Below are 21,472 nucleotides of genomic sequence, written 5' to 3'. Positions count from 1 at the left end.
GCAATCATAGGGAGGGCCCTCGCAACGCCATGTAAACGGGCGTCTCCAAAAGCCAGGGAAAGCACGTGCGGGCGGGCGCCGGCATGCCGCAGCGCCGGCCGGTCACATCACACCTTGCCGGGCAGGTCGCGCGGCTGCACGTCCACGACGTCGGCGCGTGCGCCCGGCAGTTCGGCCGAGCGCAGCGAACCCGGCTCCCCATCGGCCGCCTGGCCCCGCCGGCCGGCGGCCGACCAGCGCGCGGTGCTGCGGTACACCGTGCTCCAGCCTTCGCGCGGGTCCATGCGCATGGTCCATGGCGTGGCGGGCTGGCCCGTGAGCCGCGCCCAGAGGGAACGCACGCCCCACACCAACGCCAGCAGCGCCACGGCGATGAGCAGGCTCAGGAAAAACACCGCCCCCACGGCCACGACCGCGAGGCGCACGATCCACCGGATCACACCGGCCAGGAAATCATTCAAGGCACATCCTTTCCACACGACATCGAACTTACCCCACCGCGGCCGCTTCGCCGAAATGGAAGACCCCAGGGTCCTGTACGGGATCCACGTTCACCGGGATCACGCTCTTGGGCGGATAGCGGCCTTCCAGCAGCAGCTTCGAGAGGGGATTCTCGATGCGCTGCTGGATCGCGCGCTTGAGGGGGCGGGCGCCGAACACCGGATCGAACCCCACCTTGGCCAGCTCGGACAACGCGCCGGGGGACACCTGCAGGTGCAGGTCCATTTTCGCCAGTCGCGCTTCCAGGAGTTGCAACTGGATGCGTGCGATCGCTTCGATGTTCTTCGCGTCGAGCGCATGGAACACCACCGTTTCGTCGATCCGGTTGAGGAATTCGGGCCGGAAATAGTTCTTGAGTTCCCCCCAGACCGCTTCCTTCACGTCGTCCGCGTCCTGGCCGACCATGGCCTGGATCAGGTGCGAGCCGATGTTGCTCGTCATCACGATCACCGTGTTCTTGAAGTCCACGGTACGGCCCTGGCCATCCGTCAGGCGGCCATCGTCGAGCACCTGCAGCAGCACGTTGAACACGTCCGGATGCGCCTTCTCGACCTCGTCGAGCAGCAGCACGCTGTAGGGCTTGCGGCGCACGGCCTCGGTCAGGTAGCCGCCCTCCTCGTAACCCACGTAGCCGGGCGGCGCGCCGATCAGGCGGGCCACGGAGTGCTTCTCCATGAACTCGCTCATGTCGATGCGCACGAGGTGCTCCTCGCTGTCGAACAGGAAGCCTGCCAGTGCCTTGCACAGCTCGGTCTTGCCCACGCCGGTGGGGCCGAGGAACAGGAACGAGCCCATGGGCCGGTTCGGATCGGCGAGACCCGAGCGCGAGCGGCGGATGGCGTTGGCCACGGCCGCGATGGCCTCGTCCTGGCCCACCACGCGCTCGTGCAGCTTGTCTTCCATCTGCAGCAGCTTGTCCTTCTCGCCCTGCATCATCTTCGAGACGGGGATGCCCGTGGCGCGGCTCACGACCTCGGCAATCTCCTCGGCGCCCACCTGGGTGCGCAGCAGCCGGTTGGGCGTGGCGGTGCCGTCGGTGCCCTCTTCCTTGGCCTGGGCTTCCTTGAGCTGGCGCTCCAGGTCGGGCAGCTTGCCGTATTGCAGTTCGGCCACCTTGTTGAAGTCACCCTTGCGCTTGAGCTCCTCGATCTGCAGCTTCACCTTCTCGACCTGCTCGCGCACCTGCTGGCTGCCCTGGGCCTGCGCCTTCTCGGAGGTCCAGATGTCCTCCAGGTCGGCGATTTCCTTCTGCAGCTTGCCGATCTCGTCCTCCAGCAGCGCCAGGCGCTTCTGCGAGGCTTCGTCCTTTTCCTTCCTCACGGCCTCGCGTTCGATCTGCAACTGGATCAGCCGGCGGTCGAGCTTGTCGATGGCCTCGGGCTTGGAGTCGATCTCGATCTTGATCTTGGCCGCGGCCTCGTCGATGAGGTCGATGGCCTTGTCGGGCAGGAAGCGGTCGGTGATGTAGCGGTGGGACAGTTCGGCCGCGGCCACGATGGCCGGGTCGGTGATCTCCACGCCGTGGTGCAGTTCGTAGCGCTCCTGCAGGCCCCGCAGGATGGCGATGGTCGCCTCCACGCTGGGCTCGCCCACGAGGATCTTCTGGAAGCGCCGTTCCAGCGCGGCGTCCTTCTCGATGTACTTGCGGTACTCGTCGAGCGTGGTCGCACCCACGCAGTGCAGCTCGCCGCGCGCCAGGGCCGGCTTGAGCATGTTGCCCGCGTCCATGGCACCCTCGGCCTTGCCCGCCCCCACCATGGTGTGCAGCTCGTCGATGAAGACGATGGTCTGGCCCTCGTCCTTGGCCAGTTCGTTCAGCACGGCCTTGAGCCGCTCCTCGAACTCGCCGCGGTACTTGGCGCCCGCCAGCAGCGCGGCCATGTCGAGCGACAGCACGCGCTTGCCCTTCAGGCTCTCGGGCACCTCGCCCGCGACGATGCGCTGCGCCAGACCTTCCACGATGGCGGTCTTGCCCACGCCGGGCTCGCCGATGAGCACGGGGTTGTTCTTGCTGCGGCGCTGCAGCACCTGGATGGCGCGGCGGATCTCGTCGTCGCGGCCGATCACCGGATCGAGCTTGCCGGCCCGGGCGCGCTCGGTGAGGTCGAGCGTGTACTTCTTGAGCGCCTCGCGCTGGCCTTCGGCCTCCGCGCTGTTGACCTGGGCGCCGCCGCGCACCGCGTCGATCGCGGCTTCGAGGCTCTTGCGCGTCAGGCCGTGCTCGCGCGCCAGCTGGGCGGTATCGCCCTTGCCGTCCACGAGCGCGAGCAGGAAGAGTTCGCTCGCGATGAACTGGTCGCCGCGCTTGATCGCTTCCTTCTCGGTGGCCTGCAGCAGCCGGCCCAGCTCGGGGCCGACCTGCACCTGGTCCTGGCCCTGCACCTGGGGCAGGCGCTTGATGGCGTTCTCCGCCGCCGTCTGCAGGGCGGCCACGTTGGCGCCGGCACGCTGCAGCAGCGCGCGCGGGCCCTCCTGCTGCCGCAGCATGGCGGCCAGCAGGTGCACGGGTTCGATATAGGCGTTGTCATTGCCCAGCGCGAGCGATTGCGCGTCGGCGAGGGCTTCCTGGAACTTGGTGGTGAGTTTGTCGAGACGCATGGTCTGTGGTCCTCCGGAACTGGTGGGCAATTGAGGGGCCCGCCCGGAGTTTTCAAGCTGCCCGTGCGGCGTGTGCATCACACAAGCGGCACCACTGCTACCGGAAAAGGAGCACCCACACCTGCTGCTGCAAGACGGTGCAGGGATTTTTCCGTCCGGCCATGGGACCGGCGCCGGCCAGTCAGCCGTGGTTGCCCGACGCGATGCCCCAGCGGGCCAGCGCCGCGTCGTCGCTCGCGCGCGCGTCCACCCAGCGCGCGCCTTGCGGCGTGGCTTCTTTCTTCCAGAAAGGCGCCTGGGTCTTGAGGTAATCCATGAGGAATTCGCAGGCCTGGAAACTCTGGCCGCGGTGGGCCGAGGTGACGGCCACCAGCACGATCTGGTCCTGCGGCGCCAGCAGGCCCACCCGGTGCACCACGCGCGCGCCGAAGATGTCGAAGCGCCGCTGGGCTTCGTCCACCATCGCCTCGATGGATTTTTCCGTCATGCCGGGGTAGTGCTCCAGTTCCATCGACGCCACGGCATCTCCGTCGCTGCGGTCGCGCACCGTGCCCAGGAAGCAGCAGACGGCACCCACGCGTCCATCCTGGGCGCGCAGCGCCGCCAGCTCGGCCGAGACGTCGAAATCCTGGGGCTGGATGGAAACCCGGGCGCCGGCTTCCGCGCAGGCCGGAGGAATGGAAGACGGCGTACCGGCCATGGCGATCACGGCGCCCGGTGCAGGCGCGGCGCGGCGAGCAGCGCGCGCTCCTCCTCGATGAACGCATCGAGCTGGCGCCGCACGGGGGTATCGGACGGCACGCCCGCCAGCAGCGCCTGCAGCCGCGCGACGTCGCCTGCCGAGGGCGCGACCTTGATCTGCGCCATGGCGGCCTGCGTCTGCCCGCCCCGGATCAGGGCGACCACCTTCGCGGCCCATGCGTTCTTGTCCTGGCGTGCCATGCAGTCTTCCTCGTGCTCGTGTGCGTGATGTCCAGGCAGGATTGTCCACGGTAACGGCCGCCGTCCGAGCTGTTTGCTACAGTGGCCGCCCATGGCCACGCAGACCATCACCACCGAACTCTACGTCCTGTTCCCTTCGCCGCGCAACCAGCACCGCGGCGTATATGCCCACCAGGTCTTCGTGCCGCATCCGTATGCGCTCATCCACCTGCCGGACTACGGCCTGGCGGGCCCGGCCAGCCTGTTCGCCGCGTGCCGCCGCGAGGACAACAAGATGGGTCAGCTCGTCACTTTCGAGCAGGCGGACGACGCCCGGCGCTTCGAGCGGCTCTTCACCCCCGACTGAACCACCGCCGGCCTGCCCCGCACTGTCCCATGCATGACGACAACCAGATCCTCGTACCGCCCTCCTTCACCGCGCTCTACAGCGACGCGCGCCAGCGCCTGACGGCGCCCGCGGCCGAAATACGCGAACGCTACGAACTGTGCGAGGACCTCGCCAACCACCTCGTGGAGCAGGCGCAGACGCTCTACCACGTGCAGGCGCCCTCGGAGGCGGAGATCCTCGGCCGCATTCACGCCGGCCTGTGCACCCCCGGCGCCGGCGTGTCGCCCATCGAGGCGCGGTGGATCACGCTGCGCCTGGCGGAACTGCTGAGCTGGCGCAGTCCAGAGTTGCCCGAGACGCCGTCGTCTTCCGGCTAGCGCCGCCAGACGCGCGCCGTCTGGTTTTCGCTCCAGGCAAGCTGTCTTCGCGTCCGAAGAACAACCCTGGCCATTGGAAGACGATCCTCATGGATTTTGGAGATATCCACCATGGGAAATCAATGTATCGGAGGCTCTTCTTCGGCCAGCAGGTCGTCTCGCCGTGCGGCTTCGCACCATGCGCCTGCAGAATCCAGTGCACGCAGTGGGCGTGACTCCTCTCCCATGCCATCCGGCGGAGGCGTGCTCGGCGGTTTGCGGCGCCGCAGCGCGCAGCCGCAGACCACCGGCGCGCAACTCCAGCAGGCCTACGACGAAGTGGCCGATCTGCTGAACCGGACGACCGGCAACCCGGCCTTCCGCGCCCAGCAACAGGAGCTCCACCGTCTGCAGGGGGAAATTTCACTAGCCCTGCCGCTGGGAGAACAGGTAGATCGGCTCGACACACGGCTGAACGATTTGAGGCAGCAGCTGCAAGGCACCCAGCCCTTCACGGAACCTGCGGTGGTCTATCAAACACCCCAGCAGACTGCACAGGCGGAGGCAGAGGCGCTGGCGCGGGCGTGGAACAGTATCCAGATACCCGACGATATCCGGAGCGACGATGGAAGCGACAGCGATGCGCCTGGCTACATAAGCCCGACGCACCAATTCCGCAGTTGGCGTTGAAGCGTATATCCGTCACACGGGCGTGTGCCCTCCGCACGGGACCGCACGCCCGGCGGGCGCACTTTGAAACGCGCCAGGGCACTTATTGACAACGCTTTTACGGCGCCATCGATACACTGCGCCGCATGCCCCTCGACCCAGCGCTGTCCCCTCCTTCCATGCCCCGGCCGCAACGCGCCCGCGGCGATTTCTCCGGCCTGTGGATACCCCTCGTGACCCCCTTCAGCCCACCGGGAGACGCGGTGGACCATGCCGGGCTGAGCGCCATGGTCCGCCGGCTCGCGGGCGAAGGCATCGCGGGCTTCGTGGCCTGCGGATCGACCGGTGAAGCCGCAGCGCTGGACGGGCCAGAGCAGGACGCGGTGCTGGCCACCATCCTGGACGCAGCCGGTGGCCTCCCGGTGGTGATGGGCCTGTCGGGCCACCACCTCGACCACGCGGTGCAGCGCGCCCGCCGTCTCGGCGCGTTGCCGCTGGCCGGGCTGCTCGTGCCCGCGCCGCATTACATCCGGCCGTCCCAGCCGGGGCTGCTGCAGTGGTTCCACGCGATCGCCGACGCGAGCGCCGTGCCGCTCATCGTGTACGACATTCCGTACCGCACCGGTGCCACGCTGGAACTGGGCACGCTGCGCACCCTGGCGGCCCATCCCAACATCCGGGCCCTCAAGGACTGCGGCGGCAACGCATCCAAGACGCAGGCCCTCATCGCCGATGGGGCGCTGCAGGTACTGGCAGGCGAGGACATCCACCTCTTCACCACGGCCGCGCTCGGCGGGGCCGGGGCCATCGCTGCCAGTGCCCACTGGCAGCCCGCGCGCCTCGTGCAGTGCCTGGAAGCGATCGAGCGCGGCGACCTCGGCCGTGCACGGGAGCTCTGGCGCGCCCTCCTGCCGCTGATCGAGGCCTTCTTCGCGGAGCCGAATCCGGCACCGGTCAAGGCCCTCCTCGCCGCGGAAGGGTGGATGGACGGCGCCCTGCGCGCGCCCATGGCGCCGGCCTCTGCCGCGCTCTCCCTGCGCCTGCAGGAAGCGGCGCGCGCCCAGGCCCGCCGGTTGCAGGCGCTGGACCAGGCCATGGCCTGATACGGCGGACTCAGCCGCCCGTCACGGGGGGGAAGAACGCGACCTCGGCACCGTCCGGCAGCAGGGCGTCCTCGGCGCACAGCACCTGGTCCAGCGCCGTGCGCACGGCGCGTCCGCGCGCCAGGCTCTCCGCCCACGGCCCGCCGCGCGCGATCAGCGCATCGCGCAGCGCGCCCACCGTGCCAGCCGGCGTGGACAGGGTCTCGCTGCCCTGCCCCACCGCCTCGCGGATGGACGCGAAATACCGCACGGTGACCGTCACGGCGCGAGAGGATGAAGGGGTCGTGCCGGACGTCATGCGAGCAGGTCGGAAAACGGGATGAAGCGCACCGTGTCGCCACGGGCGATGGTATGGCCCGGCGGGTTGTCCACCAGTCCATCGCACCAGGCCGCGGAGGTCAGCACCCCCGAGCCCTGGTTGGGGAACAGATCCAATCCACCGTCGGCATCGCGGCGCACGCGCAGGAACTCGCGCCGCTTGTCGGCCCGGGGCCAGTGGAAATTCGCCTTCGCCTCCACGGCGCGCGGCGAGACATCCTGCACGCCCTGCAGGCGCAGCAGGAACGGCCGCACCAGAATCGCGAAGGTGACGAGGCTGGACACCGGATTGCCCGGCAGTCCCATGAAATGCACGCGCTCGCCGATGCGGCCATACGCGAAAGGCTTGCCCGGCTTGAGCGCCACCTGCCAGAGGTCGATGCGCCCGAGCGCTGCCACGGCAGGCTTCACATGGTCTTCCTCGCCCACCGACACGCCACCGCTGGTAAGCACCAGGTCGTGCGCCGCCGCAGCGTCGGCGAGCGCCTGCTGCGTGGCATCGCGCCGGTCGGGCACGATGCCGAAATCCGACACCTCGCAGCCCAGCCGCAGCAGCATCGCGCGCAGGAAGAAGCGGTTGCTGTTGTAGATGGCCCCCGGCGGCATGCGCTCGGGCGGCACCTCGCCGGGCATCACCAGTTCGTCACCGGTGGAAAACAGCGCGACGCGGGGCCGGCGCGCCACGCGCAGCCGGGCCAGTCCGATGCTGGCTGCCAGCCCCAGGGCGGCCGGCGTCAGCCGCGTGCCGGCCGCCGATACCGTCGCGCCGTTCTCGATGTCCTCGCCCGCACGCCGAACCCATTGGTCCGGCTGCGGCACGGCCTGGATGCGCACGCGCGCGCCACCCTCCAGCGCCTCGCAGTCCTCCTGCATGCACACCGCATCGGCGCCGGGCGGCAGGGGAGCGCCCGTGAAGATGCGCGCAGCCGTGCCCGGCTCCAGCGGCTGCGGCGCGGAGCCGGCCGCGATGCGCTGGGAGACGGGAAGCTCCGTGGCCAGGGAGGCACCCGCCACGGCCACGTCCGCCCGGCGCACGGCATAGCCGTCCATGGCGCTGTTGTCGTGCGGAGGCACCCGCAGCGGAGACACGGCATCGACCGCCAGCACTCGGCCATCGGCCTCGAAGGTGTCCACCTCCTCCGTACCTTCGAGCGGGCCGGCCTGGGCAAGCAGTTCCGCCAGCGCATCGTCCAGGGGCTTGAGCGGGGGGCGGGCCCGTGCCGTGGCCGGGGCGTTCATGCCGACACCTCCGCTCCGCGGTACGCCCAGCGCTCGCCACCGGCACGCAGCCAGTCGGCCAGCACGGCCGGTGCATCCACGTCGAAGACCGGCAATGCACCGGGTGGCACGGGCAGGCGCTCGCCCGGCACGTCGGCCGCCAAGGCCACGATGCGGGGGTCATGGGGGAAACGCAGGGGCTGGGCCGGATAGTCGCCGGAAGGCGACCGCCACACCTCGATCTTGGGCAGGTCGCTCTCCTTGAAGCCTTCGACGAACACCCAGTCCACCGCCGCATCCAGACGGGCAATGAGGTCGTGCACCACGGGCTCGGCCGGCTGCTCGTACTCGCGCATGAGCGCCATGCGCAGGTCGGACGAGGCCACCACCTCGTAGGCACCCGCCGTGCGGTGCCGCCACGTGTCCTTGCCGGGCTGGTCGATGTCGAACCGGTGGTGAGCATGCTTGACCACCGACACGCGCAGCCCGTGCGAGCACATGAGCGGGATCAGGCGCTCGACGAGCGTGGTCTTGCCACTATTGGAGAAACCAGCGAAACCGACGACTTTCATGCATGCCCTCCGAGGATGTGCCGAGGCCGGAAGTGCGCCGCGCGCGGCGCCCGAAGCGGCCCGCGCCTGTGCGGCGTCACCCGGCCATGCCCGGTGGTCAGGCCGCCGCGGCCGCCCCGTCGCAATGGCGCGTGATGTAGGCCTTCACCAGGTCCACGTCGGCCGGCATCACCTGCACGCGCTTGGGCAGGCTCTCGATGCCGTCGAACTTCGCGGGGCGCTCGGGCGCATGGCCCAGGGCCTCCTGGATCGTCTCGGCGAACTTGATGGGCAGGGCGGTTTCCAGGACCAGCATCGGCACGCCCGGATCGGTGTGCTCGCGTGCCACCTTCACGCCGTCAGCCGTGTGGGTGTCGATCGTGATGCCGAAGCGCTGGAAGGTGTCGCGGATGGTCGCGATGCGGTCCGCGTGCGTGCTGCGCCCGCTCACGAACCCGTAGCGCGACGCAGCCTCGGCGAAGCGCGGATCGCTGCTCAGGTCGAAGCGGCCCTCGCGCACCACGGCTTCGCCGAACAGCCGGCGCGTGGCCTCCGCGTCACGGCCCAGCAGGTCGAACACGAAGCGCTCGAAATTGCTGGCCTTGCTGATGTCCATCGAGGGGCTCGACGTCTCGTGCGTGTCGGCGCTGCCGCGCACGCGGTAGATGCCCGTGCGGAAGAACTCGTCGAGCACGTCGTTCTCGTTGGTCGCCACCACGAGCCTGTCGATGGGCAGGCCCATCATGCGCGCCACATGGCCCGCGCAGACGTTGCCGAAATTGCCCGAGGGCACCGTGAAGCTGACCTTCTGGTCGTTCGACTCGGTGGCCTGCACGTAGCCCGCGAAGTAGTACACCACCTGGGCGAGCAGCCGGGCCCAGTTGATCGAGTTCACCGTGCCGATCTTGAAGCGGCGCTTGAACTCCAGGTCGTTGCTCACGGCCTTGACGATGTCCTGGCAGTCGTCGAACACGCCTTCGATGGCGATGTTGAAGATGTTCGCATCCTGCAGGCTGAACATCTGCGCCTGCTGGAAGGCGCTCATGCGGCCGTGCGGGCTCGTCATGAACACGCGGATGCCGCGCTTGCCGCGCATCGCGTACTCGGCCGCGCTGCCCGTGTCGCCGCTGGTCGCGCCCAGGATGTTCAGCTCCTCGCCGCGCCGGCCCAGTTCGTACTCGAACAGGTTGCCCAGCAGTTGCATCGCCATGTCCTTGAACGCCAGCGTGGGGCCGTTGGAGAGCGCCTCCAGCCACAGGCTGTTCTCCAGGTGGCGCAGCGGCACGATCTCGCCCGTGCCGAACACCTCGGCCGTGTACGTCTTCTCGCACAGGCGCTTGAGGTCGGCAGCCGGGATGTCGTCGATGTAGAGCGACAGGATCTGGAATGCCAGCTCCGCGTAGCCCTGCTCATGGTAGGCCGCGCGCAGCCGCGTGAGCGCGGCGTCGTCGATCTGCGGGTAATGCTCCGGCAGGTACAGCCCGCCGTCGGGCGCCAGGCCTTCGAGCAGGATCTCGCAGAAGCTCTTGCGGTCCGCGTGGCCGCGGGTGGAGAGGTATCGCATCAGTTCAGCTCCTCCTTGCGGACACGCACGATCGGCCCCAGCACCGTGGGCAGGGCCTGCATCTGCGCGATCGCTTCGTTCATCGTGCCCTCGCGCGTGTCGTGCGTGAGGATGATCAGGTCGGTGTGCGTGGCGCCCTCTCCGCCCACCTCGTCGGCCTCGCGCTGCAGCACGGCGTCGATGCTGATGCCGGCGCCGGCCAGCAGCCCCGTCACCTTGGCGAGCACGCCGGCCTCGTCGGCCACGCGCAGGCGCAGGTAGTAGCTGGTGACCACCTCGGCCATGGGCAGCACGGGCAGCGCGTCGCGCGCCTCGTCGAGCGTGTTCGGCTGGAAGGCCAGGTGCGGCACGCGGTGTTCCGGGTCGGCCGCCGCCAGGCGGGCGATGTCCACCAGGTCGGCGATCACGGCGCTGGCCGTGGGCTCGCTGCCCGCGCCCTTGCCATAGTAGAGCGTGGTGCCCACCGCATCGGCCTGCACCACCACGGCATTCATCGCGCCCTCCACGTTGGCGATCAGCCGCTTGGACGGCACCAGGCTCGGATGCACGCGCAGTTCCACCCCGCCCTCGCGCCGCTTGGCGATGCCCAGCAGCTTGATGCGGTAGCCGAGCTGCTCGGCATAGCGGATGTCCGCCGCGGCGAGCTTGGTGATGCCTTCCACATACGCCTTGTCGAACTGCACCGGAATGCCGAAGGCGATGGCGCTCATGATCGTGGCCTTGTGGGCCGCATCCACGCCCTCGATGTCGAAGGTCGGGTCGGCCTCGGCGTAGCCCAGGCGCTGCGCCTCCTTGAGCACCACGTCGAAGTCAAGGCCCTTGTCGCGCATCTCCGAGAGGATGAAGTTCGTCGTGCCGTTGATGATGCCCGCGATCCACTGGATGCGGTTGGCCGTCAGGCCCTCGCGCAGCGCCTTGATGATCGGGATGCCGCCGGCCACGGCGGCCTCGAAGGCCACCATCACGCCCTTGGCCGATGCGGCCGCGAAGATCTCCGTGCCATGCACCGCCAGCAGGGCCTTGTTGGCCGTGACCACGTGCTTGCCGGCCGCGATGGCTTCCAGCACCAGCGCCTTGGCCACGCCGTAGCCGCCGATCAGTTCCACGACGATGTCGATGTCGGGGTTGGCGATCACGGCGCGCGCGTCGTTCACCACCTGCACGCTGCTGCCGGCGACGGAGCGGGCGCGTTCCACGTCGAGGTCCGCCACCATGGCGATCTCGATGCCGCGGCCCGCGCGGCGGCGGATCTCCTCCTGGTTGCGTCGCAGCACGTTGAACACGCCGCTGCCGACGGTGCCAATGCCCAGCAGGCCCACTTGGATCGGTTTCATGGTCGGAAATCTCAGTCAGAAAGTGCCGCGGCGCGGGAGGTGGTGCGCTGCCGGCAATGGTTGGAACTCGGAAGGAACAGGGTGCCGCCGCGCATCACGCGGCCGCGTGCTTCTGGCGGTAGAGCGCCAGGAAGTCCGCCAGGCGGCCGATCGCCTCGCGCAGGTCGTCCTCGTGCGGGAGGAACACGATGCGGAAATGCTGCTGGTCGGGATAGTTGAAGCCCGATCCCTGCACCAGCATCACGCGCGTGGCGCGCAGCACTTCCATGAAGAACTGGCGGTCGTCGGCGATAGGGTACATGGCCGGGTCGAGGCGCGGGAACATGTACAGCGCCGCCTTGGGCTTCACGCAGCTCACGCCCGGGATCGCCGAGATGAGTTCGTAGGCCAGGTCGCGCTGCCGGCAGAGGCGCCCGCCTTCCCGGACCAGGTCATTGATGCTCTGGTAGCCGCCCAGCGCGGTCTGGATCGCCCACTGCCCGGGCACGTTGGAGCCCAGCTTGATGTTGGCGAGCATGTTGATGCCCTCGATGTAGTCGCGGGCCACGGCCTTGTTGCCCGACACCACCATCCAGCCGGCGCGGTAGCCGCACGAGCGGTAGGCCTTCGAGAGCGAATTGAAGGTGAGCGTGAGCACGTCGGTCGAGAGGCTGGCCATGGCCGTGTGGCGCTCGCCGTCGTAGAGCACCTTGTCGTACACCTCGTCGGCCAGCAGCACGAGGCCATGGTCGCGCGCGATCTGCACGAGCCCGCGCAGCAGCTCGTCGGAATAGAGCGCGCCCGTGGGGTTGTTCGGGTTGATCACCACGAGGCCCTTGGTGCGGGGCGTGATCTTGGCGCGGATGTCGTCGAGGTTCGGCATCCAGCCGTTCGCCTCGTCGCACAGGTAGTGCACCGGCCGGCCGCCGGACAGACTGGCCGCCGCGGTCCAGAGCGGGTAGTCGGGCGCCGGCACCAGCAGCTCGTCGCCATCGTCGAGCAGCGCATTCGTGGCCATGGTGATCAGGTCGCTCGCGCCATTGCCCAGGTAGATGTCGTCGAGCGTCACGCCCTTCACGCCCTGCTGCTGGCTGTAGTGCATCACGGCCTTGCGCGCCGCGAAGATGCCCTTGCTGTCCGAATAGCCTGCCGAGTTCGGCAGGTTGCGGATCATGTCCTGCTGGATCTCTTCGGGTGCATCGAAGCCGAACGGCGCGAGGTTGCCGATGTTGAGCTTGATGATCTTCTGGCCCTCGTCCTCCATCTGCTTGGCCGCATCCACGATCGGGCCCCGCACATCGTAGAGAACGTTATTCAGCTTCGCGGACTTGTGGATCGTCTTCATCGTGCGACGGGCCCGGGGCGCACGCCGCGGGGCCAGGAAGAGTGAACGGTAAGGCGCCGGAGAAAGCTCCCCGATACCCCGCCAGGCGGCGCAGCCTCTGGCGAAACCTATAATTTGACCACAGTTCCACGGTGGAACCCCGCCCCGCTCCGCCGGGTGCCGTGCCGGCCCACAACGCACTTCCGAAGGCGCCCCTTCCCATGAAATTCCAGCCCGACCGCTCCGAAGCCCAGACCATCAGCGCCTACGGCCCGGACTGGATCGCGGTCGATGGGGAAAAGCTCACCGGCAGCGTGGTGATCGGCTCCCGGGGTGAGCGGCGGGAATGGCAGTGCAACCGCTTCGAGGACCTCACCGCCGAGCATTTCGCGCTGCTCGCAGAGCTCGACGCCGAAGTGGTCATCTTTGGCAGCGGCCAGCGCAACCGGTTTCCGCCCCTGGCCTGGCTGCGCCCCCTCGTGGCGCGGCGCATCGGCCTGGAGACCATGGACACCCAGGCCGCCTGCCGGACCTACAACATCCTGGCGGGGGAAGGCCGCCACGTGGTCGCCGCGCTGCTGCTGGAACCCAAGGCGTGAAACGCGCGTGGATCTTGGTTACAGACCTGCGATTCGCGAAAGAGTCCGTTTCAAGGTAAAATTACGGGTTGCGGTCGGAGGCCTTCCAAGAGCAATAACACACAACTCCTCCGGCTTTTCAACGACTACATCAAAGATTGAAGTGCCATGGCGATCGTTGTCAACAAACCCCTCCCCGAATTCGAAGCCAACGCGACCGGTGGCATCAAGGTCTCCAACACATCGCACCTCGGCCAGATCCTGATCCTGTACTTCTATCCCAAGGACAACACCCCCGGCTGCACGACCGAGGCCATGCAGTTCCGCGACAAGTACGAGGATTTCGCCCAGGCGGGCGCCGCCGTGTTCGGCGTGTCGCGGGACAACATGAAGTCCCACGACGACTTCAAGGAAAAGCTGGAACTGCCCTTCGAACTCATCGCCGACACCGAAGAGAAGATGTGCCACATGTTCGGCGTGGTCAAGAACAAGATCATGTACGGCAAGAAGGTCAAGGGCATCGAGCGCAGCACCTTCCTCATCGGCCCCGATGGCGTGCTGGTCCAGGAATGGCGCGGCCTCAAGGTGCCCGGCCACGTGGACGAGGTCCTCAAGGCCGTGAAGTCCATCAAGGCCCTCAAGAAGGCGGCGTAAGCGCCTACAGCCGCGTTGCGCGCGGCATGCCGGGAGTGCCACGGCAACCGTGCATAATGGTTTCAATGCTGCTGCACGACGCAACGCTCCCCCACCCCCATAAAGCCGCCTCGGTCTCCAGGCGGCTTTTTGCTTTCTGACTCCCTCCCGTCCTCCTCCCAAGGCCCGCACCATGCCCCTGCCACCCGCACCGACGAAACGCGCCGCCCTGCTTTCTCCGGATGCCTTCCGCGCCACCGCCAAATCCCGCATGGAAGATCCGCAGACCGAGGAATCCCTGGATGTGACCAGCCCGGCAGCGCTGCCGGCCGGCAGTGCCCCCGCGCCGCGCAAGGCGGCCAGGAAAGCCGCCCCCGGCACCACGGCCAGCGCAAGCCGCGCACGCACCGCCGCGGCTCCTGCCGCCGCGGAACCAGCCCCGGCACCGGTGGCTGCGGCCCCCGCCACGGCGCCCGTGGCATCCCGGCGCACCGCCAGGCGCACCGCCCCGGCCACGGCGCCGGCGCCCATCCAGGCCGTGGCACCTGAGGCCAGGCGCGAGTCGCCTGCCGTCCGCGCAGCCGCACCTGCGCCCGAGGCCGCCGCACGCCCCCGCAAGGGCCGCGGCACCGGGCCCACGAAGATGTTCGTGCTGGACACCAACGTCCTGCTGCACGATCCCACCAGCCTCTTCCGCTTCGAGGAGCACGACATCTTCCTGCCCATGATCGTGCTGGAAGAGCTCGACGGCCACAAGAAGGGCATGACCGAAGTGGCGCGCAACGGCCGGCAGGCGAGCCGCACGCTCGACCAGCTCGCCGCCACCCAGGGCGCCGACATCGCCCGCGGCCTCAAGCTGGATGCCACGGGCCAGCGCGCGGCCGGCGGCTGCCTGTACTTCCAGACCGAACCACTGGACTACCAGCTGCCCACCAGCCTGCCCGTGGGCAAGGCGGACAACCAGATCCTCGGCGTGGTGGAAGCGCTGCGCCAGAAATACGCGCCGCGCGAGGTAGTGCTGGTGTCCAAGGACATCAACATGCGCGTGAAGGCCCGTGCGCTGGGCCTGACTGCGGAGGACTACCAGAACGACAAGGCCCTGGAAGACGGCGACCTGCTGTACTCCGGCGTGCTGGCCCTGCCGGCCGACTTCTGGACGAAGACCGGCAAGAACGTCGAAAGCTGGCAAAGCGGCGCGCACACGTACTACCGCATCGGCGGGCCGATCGTGCCGCAGCTCATGATCAACCAGTTCGTCTATTTCGAGGCCCCCGGCGAGCCCAGCCTGTTCGCGCGGGTGACCGAGATCCGCGACAAGACCGCCGTGCTGCAGACCCTCAAGGACTACGGCTCGGCAAAGAACACCGTCTGGGGCGTGAACACGCGCAACCGCGAGCAGAACTTCGCGATGAACCTGCTCATGGACCCGGAGGTCGATTTCGTCACGCTCACCGGCACGGCCGGCACGGGCAAGACCCTGATGGCCCTCGCCGCCGGCCTCACGCAGGTGCTGGACGAGCGCCGCTACACCGAGATCATCATGACCCGCGCCACCGTGAGCGTGGGCGAGGACATCGGCTTCCTGCCCGGCACCGAGGAGGAGAAGATGGGCCCGTGGATGGGCGCACTGGACGACAACCTCGAATTCCTCGCCAAGGGCGACGGGGGCAACGCCGGCGAATGGGGCCGGGCGGCCACCAACGAGCTGATCCGCAGCCGCATCAAGATCAAGAGCATGAACTTCATGCGCGGCCGCACCTTCCTGAACAAGTACGTCATCATCGACGAGGCGCAGAACCTGACGCCCAAGCAGATGAAGACGCTGATCACGCGCGCGGGCCCGGGCACCAAGATCATCTGCATGGGCAACCTCGCGCAGATCGACACGCCCTACCTGACCGAAGGCTCCTCCGGCCTCACCTATGCGGTGGACCGCTTCAAGGGCTGGCCGCACAGCGGACACATCACCCTGGCGCGCGGCGAGCGCTCGCGCCTCGCGGACTTCGCCAGCGAAGTGCTCTGACGCATGGCCATCAGCTGGATCACCGCTCTCCAGCTCGTCCCGTGGGACAAGGTGATCGAGGCCTCTCCGCAGCTCATCAAGGCCGCGAAGGGGCTATTGCGCAGCCGGGGAGCGCGGGAGGCCGAACAGGCACAGGCGGACGAGGAAGCCGCACGCCTGGCGGCATCCGGAGCCCCGTCGCCACAGGAGCTGGCCCTGCAGCGCATCGGCGCACTGGAAGACCAGGTGCAGGCGCTGGAACAATCGCAGCGCCAGGCCCTGGAAGTCATCGAACAGCTCGCCCAGCAGAACGCCCAGCTCGTCGCCACCGTGAGCGCGCTGCGCACCGGTGCGCAGCGCCTGGCGGTGGCCTGCGGGGTGCTGGGCGTAGTGTTGCTGGGAACGATTGCGTACGTTGTCGCCAAGGGCTGGCGGTGACCCGTTTCTTCAGCCGCGTTGGCGGACCGCCATGAAGCGGCGCAGGCTGCCGTAGCCTTGCGGAAACTCCCATTTTCTGGATTGGAGGACGCTCAGGCCTTCCGGCCATGGCTGGTTGTCCTTGAGAGCTTCCAGTGTCGTTTGGCCATTGAAATGGGCTACGAAAAAACGGAACCAATGCAGGTCTGACTCCAACGGCTGCACCTCGATCGCGGCGCGAATCGCCGCATCCAGCCCGCAGGCGTGCAACCGACCGCCACGTGCCTGCCAGGGCCCGGCGAAGACCTCGCAGTCCTGTTTCCCGATGCGCCATTGCTGCGGCCACGGATGCGGACCCGCCCTTTCCCAGATTGCGCCGAGCACAGCATGGAGTCCACCTTCAATGAATGCAGCGAATCCATTGCGGATTCCCTCCCCGTCCGTTTCCCCGAGACCGGTGAAAGCCTCCACCAAATCAGGCCCTTCCAGGAAATGCACGTGGATGGACAGGATTCCCATCCTTGAATCGCGGCGGGTCCAGACCGCTGTGACACACGGAAGGCGCTCGCCAGGCAAAAGCCAGCCTCGATGCACAGGCCCCTGCAAACCATGCGCCGCGAACAAATCGACCAGCAATCGCATCGGCAACTCCGCGTCATCGCCCGATGCGTCGCCGTCCAGCAGCTCCAGGTTCGCAAGTGGCACCCAGCCAGGACTGGATGAGTTGGAAGACTCGCACCACAGCCAGCCATTCAGCATGCGAGAACCTGTCAGCACTTCGCCTTCGTCAACGTCCAGTTCACGGGCACTGTAGTCCTCCAGCAACTTGCCGCAGCCCCTCTCCAACTGCTCGATCACCTGGCCGGGCACCCAGCCTCCTGGATGGACTGCCGTTGCACAGAAATACCATTCATCCCAGCCTTCAGGTCCTTCATACCGCTCGCCTATCCGCACTTCCTCATCCTTCAGCAGACAGATAGGCTCCGGGTATTCACTCCGGTGGGGTTTGATGACCCGGTACTTCAAGGCGGCTCTCCTCAGTGGCACGAGCTTCAGAAATCGTCGCCCGACCCCATGGCGAGGTTCTCGAACCGCGTCTGGTTCTTCTGGAAAAACAGCTTCACCGTGCCGGTGGGGCCGTTCCGCTGCTTGCCGATGATGACCTCGGCCACGTTGGGCTCCTTGGAGTCCTTGTTGTAGTAGTCGTCGCGGTAGATGAACATGATGATGTCCGCATCCTGCTCGATGGCGCCGGATTCGCGCAGGTCGGACATCATGGGGCGCTTGTCGGTGCGCTGCTCCACCGAGCGGTTGAGCTGCGAGAGCGCGATCACCGGGCACTGCAGCTCCTTGGCCAGCATCTTGAGGCCCCGGGAGATTTCGCCGAGTTCGGTCGCCCGGTTGTCGGCGCTGCCCGCGCCCGAGCCGCTCATGAGCTGCAGGTAGTCCACCACGATCAGGCCGAGCTTGCCGCACTGGCGGGCCAGGCGGCGGGCATTGGCCCGCAGTTCGCCCGGGGTCAGGCCCGGCGTTTCATCGATGTGCAGGGACACGGTACGCAGGCGCTCGATCGCTTCGGTCAGGCGCGGCCATTCCTCGTCGGTCAGCTTGCCGGTGCGCAGGTTGCCCTGGTTCACGCGGCCGATCGAACCCACGATACGCACGGCCAGTTGGGCAGCCCCCATTTCCATCGAGAAGATGGCCACGGGAAGGCCCTCGTTGAGCGCCACATGCTCGGCAATGTTCACGGCGAACGAGGTCTTGCCCATCGAGGGACGCGCGGCCAGCACGATCATGTCGCCGGCCTGCAGGCCCGAGGTCATGCGGTCCAGGTCGGCGAAGCCCGTCGGCACGCCGGTCACGTCCATCGGGTTGTCCGCCATCTCCTGCACCTGGTCCAGCAGGTCCACCACCAGGGTGTCGAGCGACTGGAAGCCCTGCTTGTTGCGCGAGCCCTCCTCGCCGATGGCGAAGATCTTGGATTCGGCCTCGTCCAGGATCTTCTCGACCGTCTTGCCCTTCGGATTGAAGGCCGTCGTGGAGATCTCGTCGCTCGCCGTGACCAGCTTGCGCAGGATGGAGCGCTCGCGCACGATCTCCGCGTAGCGGCGGATGTTGGTGGCGCTGGGAACGTATTGCGCCAGGTTGTTGAGGTAGGCCAGCCCGCCCACCTCCTCGGCCTTGCCCAGGCTCTGCAGCTCCCCGAAGACCGTGATCACGTCCGCCGGCTTGCTGGCATTCACCAGCTTGCCGATGGCCGAATAGATGAGCTGGTGCTCGTGCCGGTAGAAGTCCCCATCGACCAGCAGGTCGCCCACCCGGTCCCAGGCCATGTTGTCGAGCAGCAGCCCGCCCAGCACGCTGGACTCGGCCTCCAGCGAATGCGGAGGCATGCGCAACCGGGCCACCTCCTGGTCCGCCGGGGCGGAAGACGCGAAATCGGATTCGTGCAGCGGAGGGAAGTCGGAACTCATGGCAATCGATCCTTGCGCTTCCGGCACGGCAACGGGGCCGGAAACTGTCGGTCAGTGGACAAGTCTGTGGAAAAGCCGTTCACAGCCGGTGGGCCGGCGGTGCATGGATGCAGCGCCAGAAAACGCAAAAGCCGCCTCGGGAGGCGGCTTTTGCCGGGATGGAAAGCGCTCCGGCTTTCCGGCCGGTCAGGCGGTTTCGCCGTACACGGACACGGTGACTTCCACCACCACGTCGGTGTGCAGGGCCACGCTCACCGTGGAGTCGCCCACGGTCTTGATGGGGCCGCTGGGCAGGCGGACCTGCGACTTGGCGACCTTGTAGCCTTGCTTGTTCAGCTCTTCGGCGATGTCGTGGTTGGTGACGGAGCCGAACAGGCGGCCGTCCACGCCAGCCTTCTGCGTCAGCTTGACGGTCGTGCCGCCGAGCTTCTCGCCTTGGCCTTGGGCTTCAGCCAGCTTGGCGGCTGCAGCCTTCTCGAGTTCGGCGCGCTTGGCTTCGAATTCGGCCTTGTTGGCTTCGGTGGCGCGGCGTGCGCGGCCCGAGGGGATCAGGAAGTTGCGTGCGTAGCCGTCCTTGACCTTGACGATTTCGCCCAGGTTGCCGAGGTTGACCACTTTGTCGAGCAGGATGATTTGCATGGCTCTTGCTCCTCAGATCTTGTGCTGGTCGCTGTAGGGCACCAGGGCCAGGAAGCGCGCGCGCTTGATGGCGGTGTTCAGCTGACGCTGGTAGATGGCGCGCGTGCCGGTCAGGCGCGCGGGGATGATCTTGCCGTTTTCGGCGATGAAGTCACGCAGCGTGTCGACATCCTTGTAGTCGATCTCTTCGACGCCGGCGACCGTGAAGCGGCAGAAGCGCTTGCGCTTGAACAGCAGCGACTGGGTGTTGCGCTTCGGACGCTTGTCCTTGTTGAATTTCTTGAACGTGGCCATTTGGGAAGCCTCTTGAAAATTAATCTTGTTGAATGTCCTGGACGTGGAACACCAGTGTCTTGGCGTTGCGCGGCGTGGCGAGGAAGCCCTGGAAGGTCCAGAGGCTGCCCAGTGCCTGCCGGGCGAGGCGTTCGGCCAATGCGCCGAAGGCCACCGCCTTCACCACCGCCGCAACGTCGCGCTGCACGCCTGCCTCGGACTGCTTCGAGCCGTGCTCGAGCTTCAGGTCCAGGGCGGGCAGGCCGGACGGGGTGTACCGCAGAGGCTTGGTCTCCGCGATGCAGGCCGTCAGCGTCACGCTGTTGAGGGGTTCCACGGCTCCCGGGGAAGCGGTCGGATCAGCGCTCGTTGGCAGCGGCGAACTCGGCCTGGCTGGCCTTGCGTGCCTCTTCGCGCTCGACGGTCTTCATCATCGAGGAAGCGCCGGTCTCGGCCTTCTTCTTCACGACGGTCAGGTGGCGCAGCACGGCGTCGTTGAACTTGAAGGCATGCTCCAGTTCAGCCATCACGGCCTGGTCGGCCTCGATGTTCACGCACAGGTAATGGGCCTTGGCGAGCTTGTTGATCATGTAGGCCAGCTGGCGGCGGCCCCAGTCTTCCACGCGATGGATCTTGCCGCCGCCGGCAGTGATCATGCCCTTGTAGCGCTCCAGCATGGCTGGAACCTGTTCGCTTTGATCCGGATGGATCAGCAAGATGATTTCGTAGTGACGCATGTAATCTCCTTCTGGGATGAGCCACCCGCCGCGTCATGTGAAGCAGTGTGGCAAGGCAAAGCCGGCGATTATAGCCCTGGCATCGCCGGCTTGTACACTCCTGGCGCCGGCATGTGCACTTCGCGCCCCGCCCGGGCAGCAGATGCCGGAATTTGGCGGGATTTCGCTTGAAATCCCTCCCTTTGCACCCAGGTGCCGTGCGTCCATCGTTCATTCACTTACACCAGAACAACCGACATGTCCGATCAACAGCATCCAGCCCCCCAGAACGCCGCGGCGCCGGCGTCCCCGTCCGAGAGCCCTGAAGCGGTGGAGGCGACCATGGCCGCGCATGCGGCGGATGAGCTGGGCCGCCTGCAGAACGAACTGGCCGAGCTCAAGGCCAAGAGCGCCGACCTCGCCGACCAGTTCCTGCGCGCCAAGGCCGAAGCCGAGAACGCCCGCCGCCGCGCGGACGAGGAAGTCTCCAAGGCCCGCAAGTTCGGCATCGAGAGCTTCGCTGAAAGCCTTCTGCCCGTGGCCGACAGCCTGACGGCGGCACTCGCCATCAAGGACGCCACGATCGAGCAGCTGCGCGAGGGCACCGACGCCACGCTGCGCCAGCTCACCTCCGCCCTCGAGCGCAACAAGGTGCTGGCGATCCAGCCGGGCGCGGGCGAGAAGTTCGACCCCCACCAGCACCAGGCCATCAGCATGGTGCCCGCCGAGCAGGAGCCCAACACCATCGTGTCCGTGCTGCAGAAAGGCTACGTCATCGCCGACCGGGTGCTGCGTCCGGCCCTCGTCACGGTGGCGGCACCGAAGTGACGCCCTCTTCCGGCCCTCGCCGCCCGGCATGCCACGGAAAGAAATTCCCTGGCCCGACGGCTTGAAGCCGGACAAGTTATCCACAAGTTACTGGCTATCCAAATCCTTCAAGAATCGCGGAGAAAAA

Annotated in this window: 25 protein-coding genes; 9 read left to right on the top strand and 16 right to left on the bottom strand. The window is 67.4% G+C overall.

The features are described 5' to 3' along the window. Positions 1 to 107: 107 nt before the first annotated feature. The 4 genes from ACAV_RS06200 to ACAV_RS06185 all read right to left on the bottom strand — a co-directional run bounded on the left by ACAV_RS06200 (position 108) and on the right by ACAV_RS06185 (position 4,041). Positions 108 to 461 (bottom strand): hypothetical protein, encoded by a 354-nt coding sequence (locus ACAV_RS06200; protein ID WP_013593721.1) that lies wholly within the window; start codon positions 459 to 461, stop codon positions 108 to 110. A gap of 28 nt (positions 462 to 489) precedes the next feature. Continuing rightward, positions 490 to 3,099, bottom strand: a complete 2,610-nt coding sequence (gene clpB / locus ACAV_RS06195) for an ATP-dependent chaperone ClpB (RefSeq protein WP_013593720.1) — start codon at positions 3,097 to 3,099, stop codon at positions 490 to 492. Between the two features lie 181 nt (positions 3,100 to 3,280). Beyond that, entirely contained in the window at positions 3,281 to 3,799 is a 519-nt protein-coding gene (gene moaE / locus ACAV_RS06190; RefSeq protein ID WP_013593719.1) for a molybdopterin synthase catalytic subunit MoaE, read from the bottom strand. Between the two features lie 5 nt (positions 3,800 to 3,804). Continuing rightward, the gene (locus ACAV_RS06185) at positions 3,805 to 4,041 is read right to left on the bottom strand and encodes a hypothetical protein (RefSeq protein ID WP_013593718.1); all 237 of its coding nucleotides are present in this window, start codon (positions 4,039 to 4,041) and stop codon (positions 3,805 to 3,807) included. A 91-nt stretch (positions 4,042 to 4,132) separates the two neighbouring features. On the opposite strand from ACAV_RS06185, the gene ACAV_RS06180 reads away from it, so the two are divergent. The 4 genes from ACAV_RS06180 (at position 4,133) to dapA (ending at position 6,497) form a co-directional block, all read left to right on the top strand. Further along, positions 4,133 to 4,387 (top strand): hypothetical protein, encoded by a 255-nt coding sequence (locus ACAV_RS06180; protein WP_011794389.1) that lies wholly within the window; start codon positions 4,133 to 4,135, stop codon positions 4,385 to 4,387. Between the two features lie 29 nt (positions 4,388 to 4,416). After that, complete coding sequence (locus ACAV_RS06175) at positions 4,417 to 4,746, top strand: hypothetical protein (RefSeq protein WP_013593717.1); 330 nt, start codon at positions 4,417 to 4,419, stop codon at positions 4,744 to 4,746. Between the two features lie 225 nt (positions 4,747 to 4,971). Further along, positions 4,972 to 5,415: a hypothetical protein gene (locus ACAV_RS06170; protein ID WP_013593716.1), complete on the top strand. Its 444-nt coding sequence runs from the start codon at positions 4,972 to 4,974 to the stop codon at positions 5,413 to 5,415. Between the two features lie 158 nt (positions 5,416 to 5,573). Further along, positions 5,574 to 6,497 carry a 4-hydroxy-tetrahydrodipicolinate synthase gene (gene dapA, locus ACAV_RS06165; RefSeq protein WP_013593715.1) on the top strand — a complete coding sequence of 308 codons (924 nt, stop codon included), beginning with the start codon at positions 5,574 to 5,576 and terminating at the stop codon, positions 6,495 to 6,497. Between the two features lie 10 nt (positions 6,498 to 6,507). Here dapA and ACAV_RS06160 read toward each other — a convergent pair whose 3' ends face one another. The 6 genes from ACAV_RS06160 to ACAV_RS06135 all read right to left on the bottom strand — a co-directional run bounded on the left by ACAV_RS06160 (position 6,508) and on the right by ACAV_RS06135 (position 12,806). After that, the gene (locus ACAV_RS06160; RefSeq protein ID WP_013593714.1) at positions 6,508 to 6,795 is read right to left on the bottom strand and encodes a MoaD/ThiS family protein; all 288 of its coding nucleotides are present in this window, start codon (positions 6,793 to 6,795) and stop codon (positions 6,508 to 6,510) included. Then, the gene (locus ACAV_RS06155) at positions 6,792 to 8,054 is read right to left on the bottom strand and encodes a molybdopterin molybdotransferase MoeA (RefSeq protein WP_013593713.1); all 1,263 of its coding nucleotides are present in this window, start codon (positions 8,052 to 8,054) and stop codon (positions 6,792 to 6,794) included. Before ACAV_RS06155 ends, ACAV_RS06160 begins: the two co-directional genes overlap by 4 nt. Continuing rightward, positions 8,051 to 8,605, bottom strand: a complete 555-nt coding sequence (gene mobB / locus ACAV_RS06150; RefSeq protein ID WP_013593712.1) for a molybdopterin-guanine dinucleotide biosynthesis protein B — start codon at positions 8,603 to 8,605, stop codon at positions 8,051 to 8,053. The genes ACAV_RS06155 and mobB overlap by 4 nt, the downstream gene beginning before the upstream one ends. Positions 8,606 to 8,702: 97 nt before the next feature. Next, positions 8,703 to 10,148: a threonine synthase gene (thrC, locus tag ACAV_RS06145; RefSeq protein WP_013593711.1), complete on the bottom strand. Its 1,446-nt coding sequence runs from the start codon at positions 10,146 to 10,148 to the stop codon at positions 8,703 to 8,705. Further along, entirely contained in the window at positions 10,148 to 11,482 is a 1,335-nt protein-coding gene (locus ACAV_RS06140; protein WP_013593710.1) for a homoserine dehydrogenase, read from the bottom strand. The genes thrC and ACAV_RS06140 overlap by 1 nt, the downstream gene beginning before the upstream one ends. 94 nt (positions 11,483 to 11,576) lie before the next feature. Continuing rightward, entirely contained in the window at positions 11,577 to 12,806 is a 1,230-nt protein-coding gene (locus tag ACAV_RS06135) for a pyridoxal phosphate-dependent aminotransferase (RefSeq protein ID WP_013593709.1), read from the bottom strand. A gap of 200 nt (positions 12,807 to 13,006) precedes the next feature. Between ACAV_RS06135 and ACAV_RS06130 the strand changes: the two genes are divergently transcribed. The 4 genes from ACAV_RS06130 to ACAV_RS06115 all read left to right on the top strand — a co-directional run bounded on the left by ACAV_RS06130 (position 13,007) and on the right by ACAV_RS06115 (position 16,436). Further along, complete coding sequence (locus ACAV_RS06130; RefSeq protein ID WP_013593708.1) at positions 13,007 to 13,384, top strand: Mth938-like domain-containing protein; 378 nt, start codon at positions 13,007 to 13,009, stop codon at positions 13,382 to 13,384. 147 nt (positions 13,385 to 13,531) lie between these two features. After that, positions 13,532 to 14,017, top strand: a complete 486-nt coding sequence (locus tag ACAV_RS06125) for a peroxiredoxin (RefSeq protein WP_011794378.1) — start codon at positions 13,532 to 13,534, stop codon at positions 14,015 to 14,017. A gap of 172 nt (positions 14,018 to 14,189) precedes the next feature. Next, a complete protein-coding gene (locus tag ACAV_RS06120) occupies positions 14,190 to 16,019 on the top strand; it encodes a PhoH family protein (protein ID WP_013593707.1) in 1,830 nt (609 codons plus the stop codon). A gap of 3 nt (positions 16,020 to 16,022) precedes the next feature. After that, a complete protein-coding gene (locus tag ACAV_RS06115) occupies positions 16,023 to 16,436 on the top strand; it encodes a hypothetical protein (protein ID WP_013593706.1) in 414 nt (137 codons plus the stop codon). A 9-nt stretch (positions 16,437 to 16,445) separates the two neighbouring features. On the opposite strand, the gene ACAV_RS06110 is transcribed toward ACAV_RS06115, so the two are convergent. The 6 genes from ACAV_RS06110 to rpsF form a co-directional block, all read right to left on the bottom strand. Then, entirely contained in the window at positions 16,446 to 17,441 is a 996-nt protein-coding gene (locus tag ACAV_RS06110) for a DUF6348 family protein (RefSeq protein WP_013593705.1), read from the bottom strand. Between the two features lie 26 nt (positions 17,442 to 17,467). Next, on the bottom strand, positions 17,468 to 18,889 hold the full coding sequence (gene dnaB / locus ACAV_RS06105) for a replicative DNA helicase (protein ID WP_013593704.1): 1,422 nt from the start codon (positions 18,887 to 18,889) through the stop codon (positions 17,468 to 17,470). Between the two features lie 186 nt (positions 18,890 to 19,075). Further along, on the bottom strand, positions 19,076 to 19,528 hold the full coding sequence (gene rplI, locus ACAV_RS06100) for a 50S ribosomal protein L9 (protein ID WP_013593703.1): 453 nt from the start codon (positions 19,526 to 19,528) through the stop codon (positions 19,076 to 19,078). Between the two features lie 12 nt (positions 19,529 to 19,540). Then, entirely contained in the window at positions 19,541 to 19,822 is a 282-nt protein-coding gene (rpsR, locus tag ACAV_RS06095; protein WP_011794373.1) for a 30S ribosomal protein S18, read from the bottom strand. A gap of 19 nt (positions 19,823 to 19,841) precedes the next feature. Then, the gene (gene priB, locus ACAV_RS06090; RefSeq protein WP_013593702.1) at positions 19,842 to 20,138 is read right to left on the bottom strand and encodes a primosomal replication protein N; all 297 of its coding nucleotides are present in this window, start codon (positions 20,136 to 20,138) and stop codon (positions 19,842 to 19,844) included. 22 nt (positions 20,139 to 20,160) lie between these two features. Then, positions 20,161 to 20,538: a 30S ribosomal protein S6 gene (rpsF, locus tag ACAV_RS06085; protein WP_011794371.1), complete on the bottom strand. Its 378-nt coding sequence runs from the start codon at positions 20,536 to 20,538 to the stop codon at positions 20,161 to 20,163. Between the two features lie 237 nt (positions 20,539 to 20,775). Between rpsF and grpE the strand changes: the two genes are divergently transcribed. Then, a complete protein-coding gene (grpE, locus tag ACAV_RS06080; RefSeq protein WP_013593701.1) occupies positions 20,776 to 21,345 on the top strand; it encodes a nucleotide exchange factor GrpE in 570 nt (189 codons plus the stop codon). Positions 21,346 to 21,472 lie beyond the last annotated feature (127 nt).

The sequence above is a fragment of the Paracidovorax avenae ATCC 19860 genome (assembly GCF_000176855.2).
Classification (GTDB): Bacteria; Pseudomonadota; Gammaproteobacteria; order Burkholderiales; family Burkholderiaceae_C; genus Paracidovorax; species Paracidovorax avenae.
The sequence above is the reverse complement of the archived record's forward strand: the minus strand, read 5'-3'. Positions and strand labels throughout refer to the sequence as shown.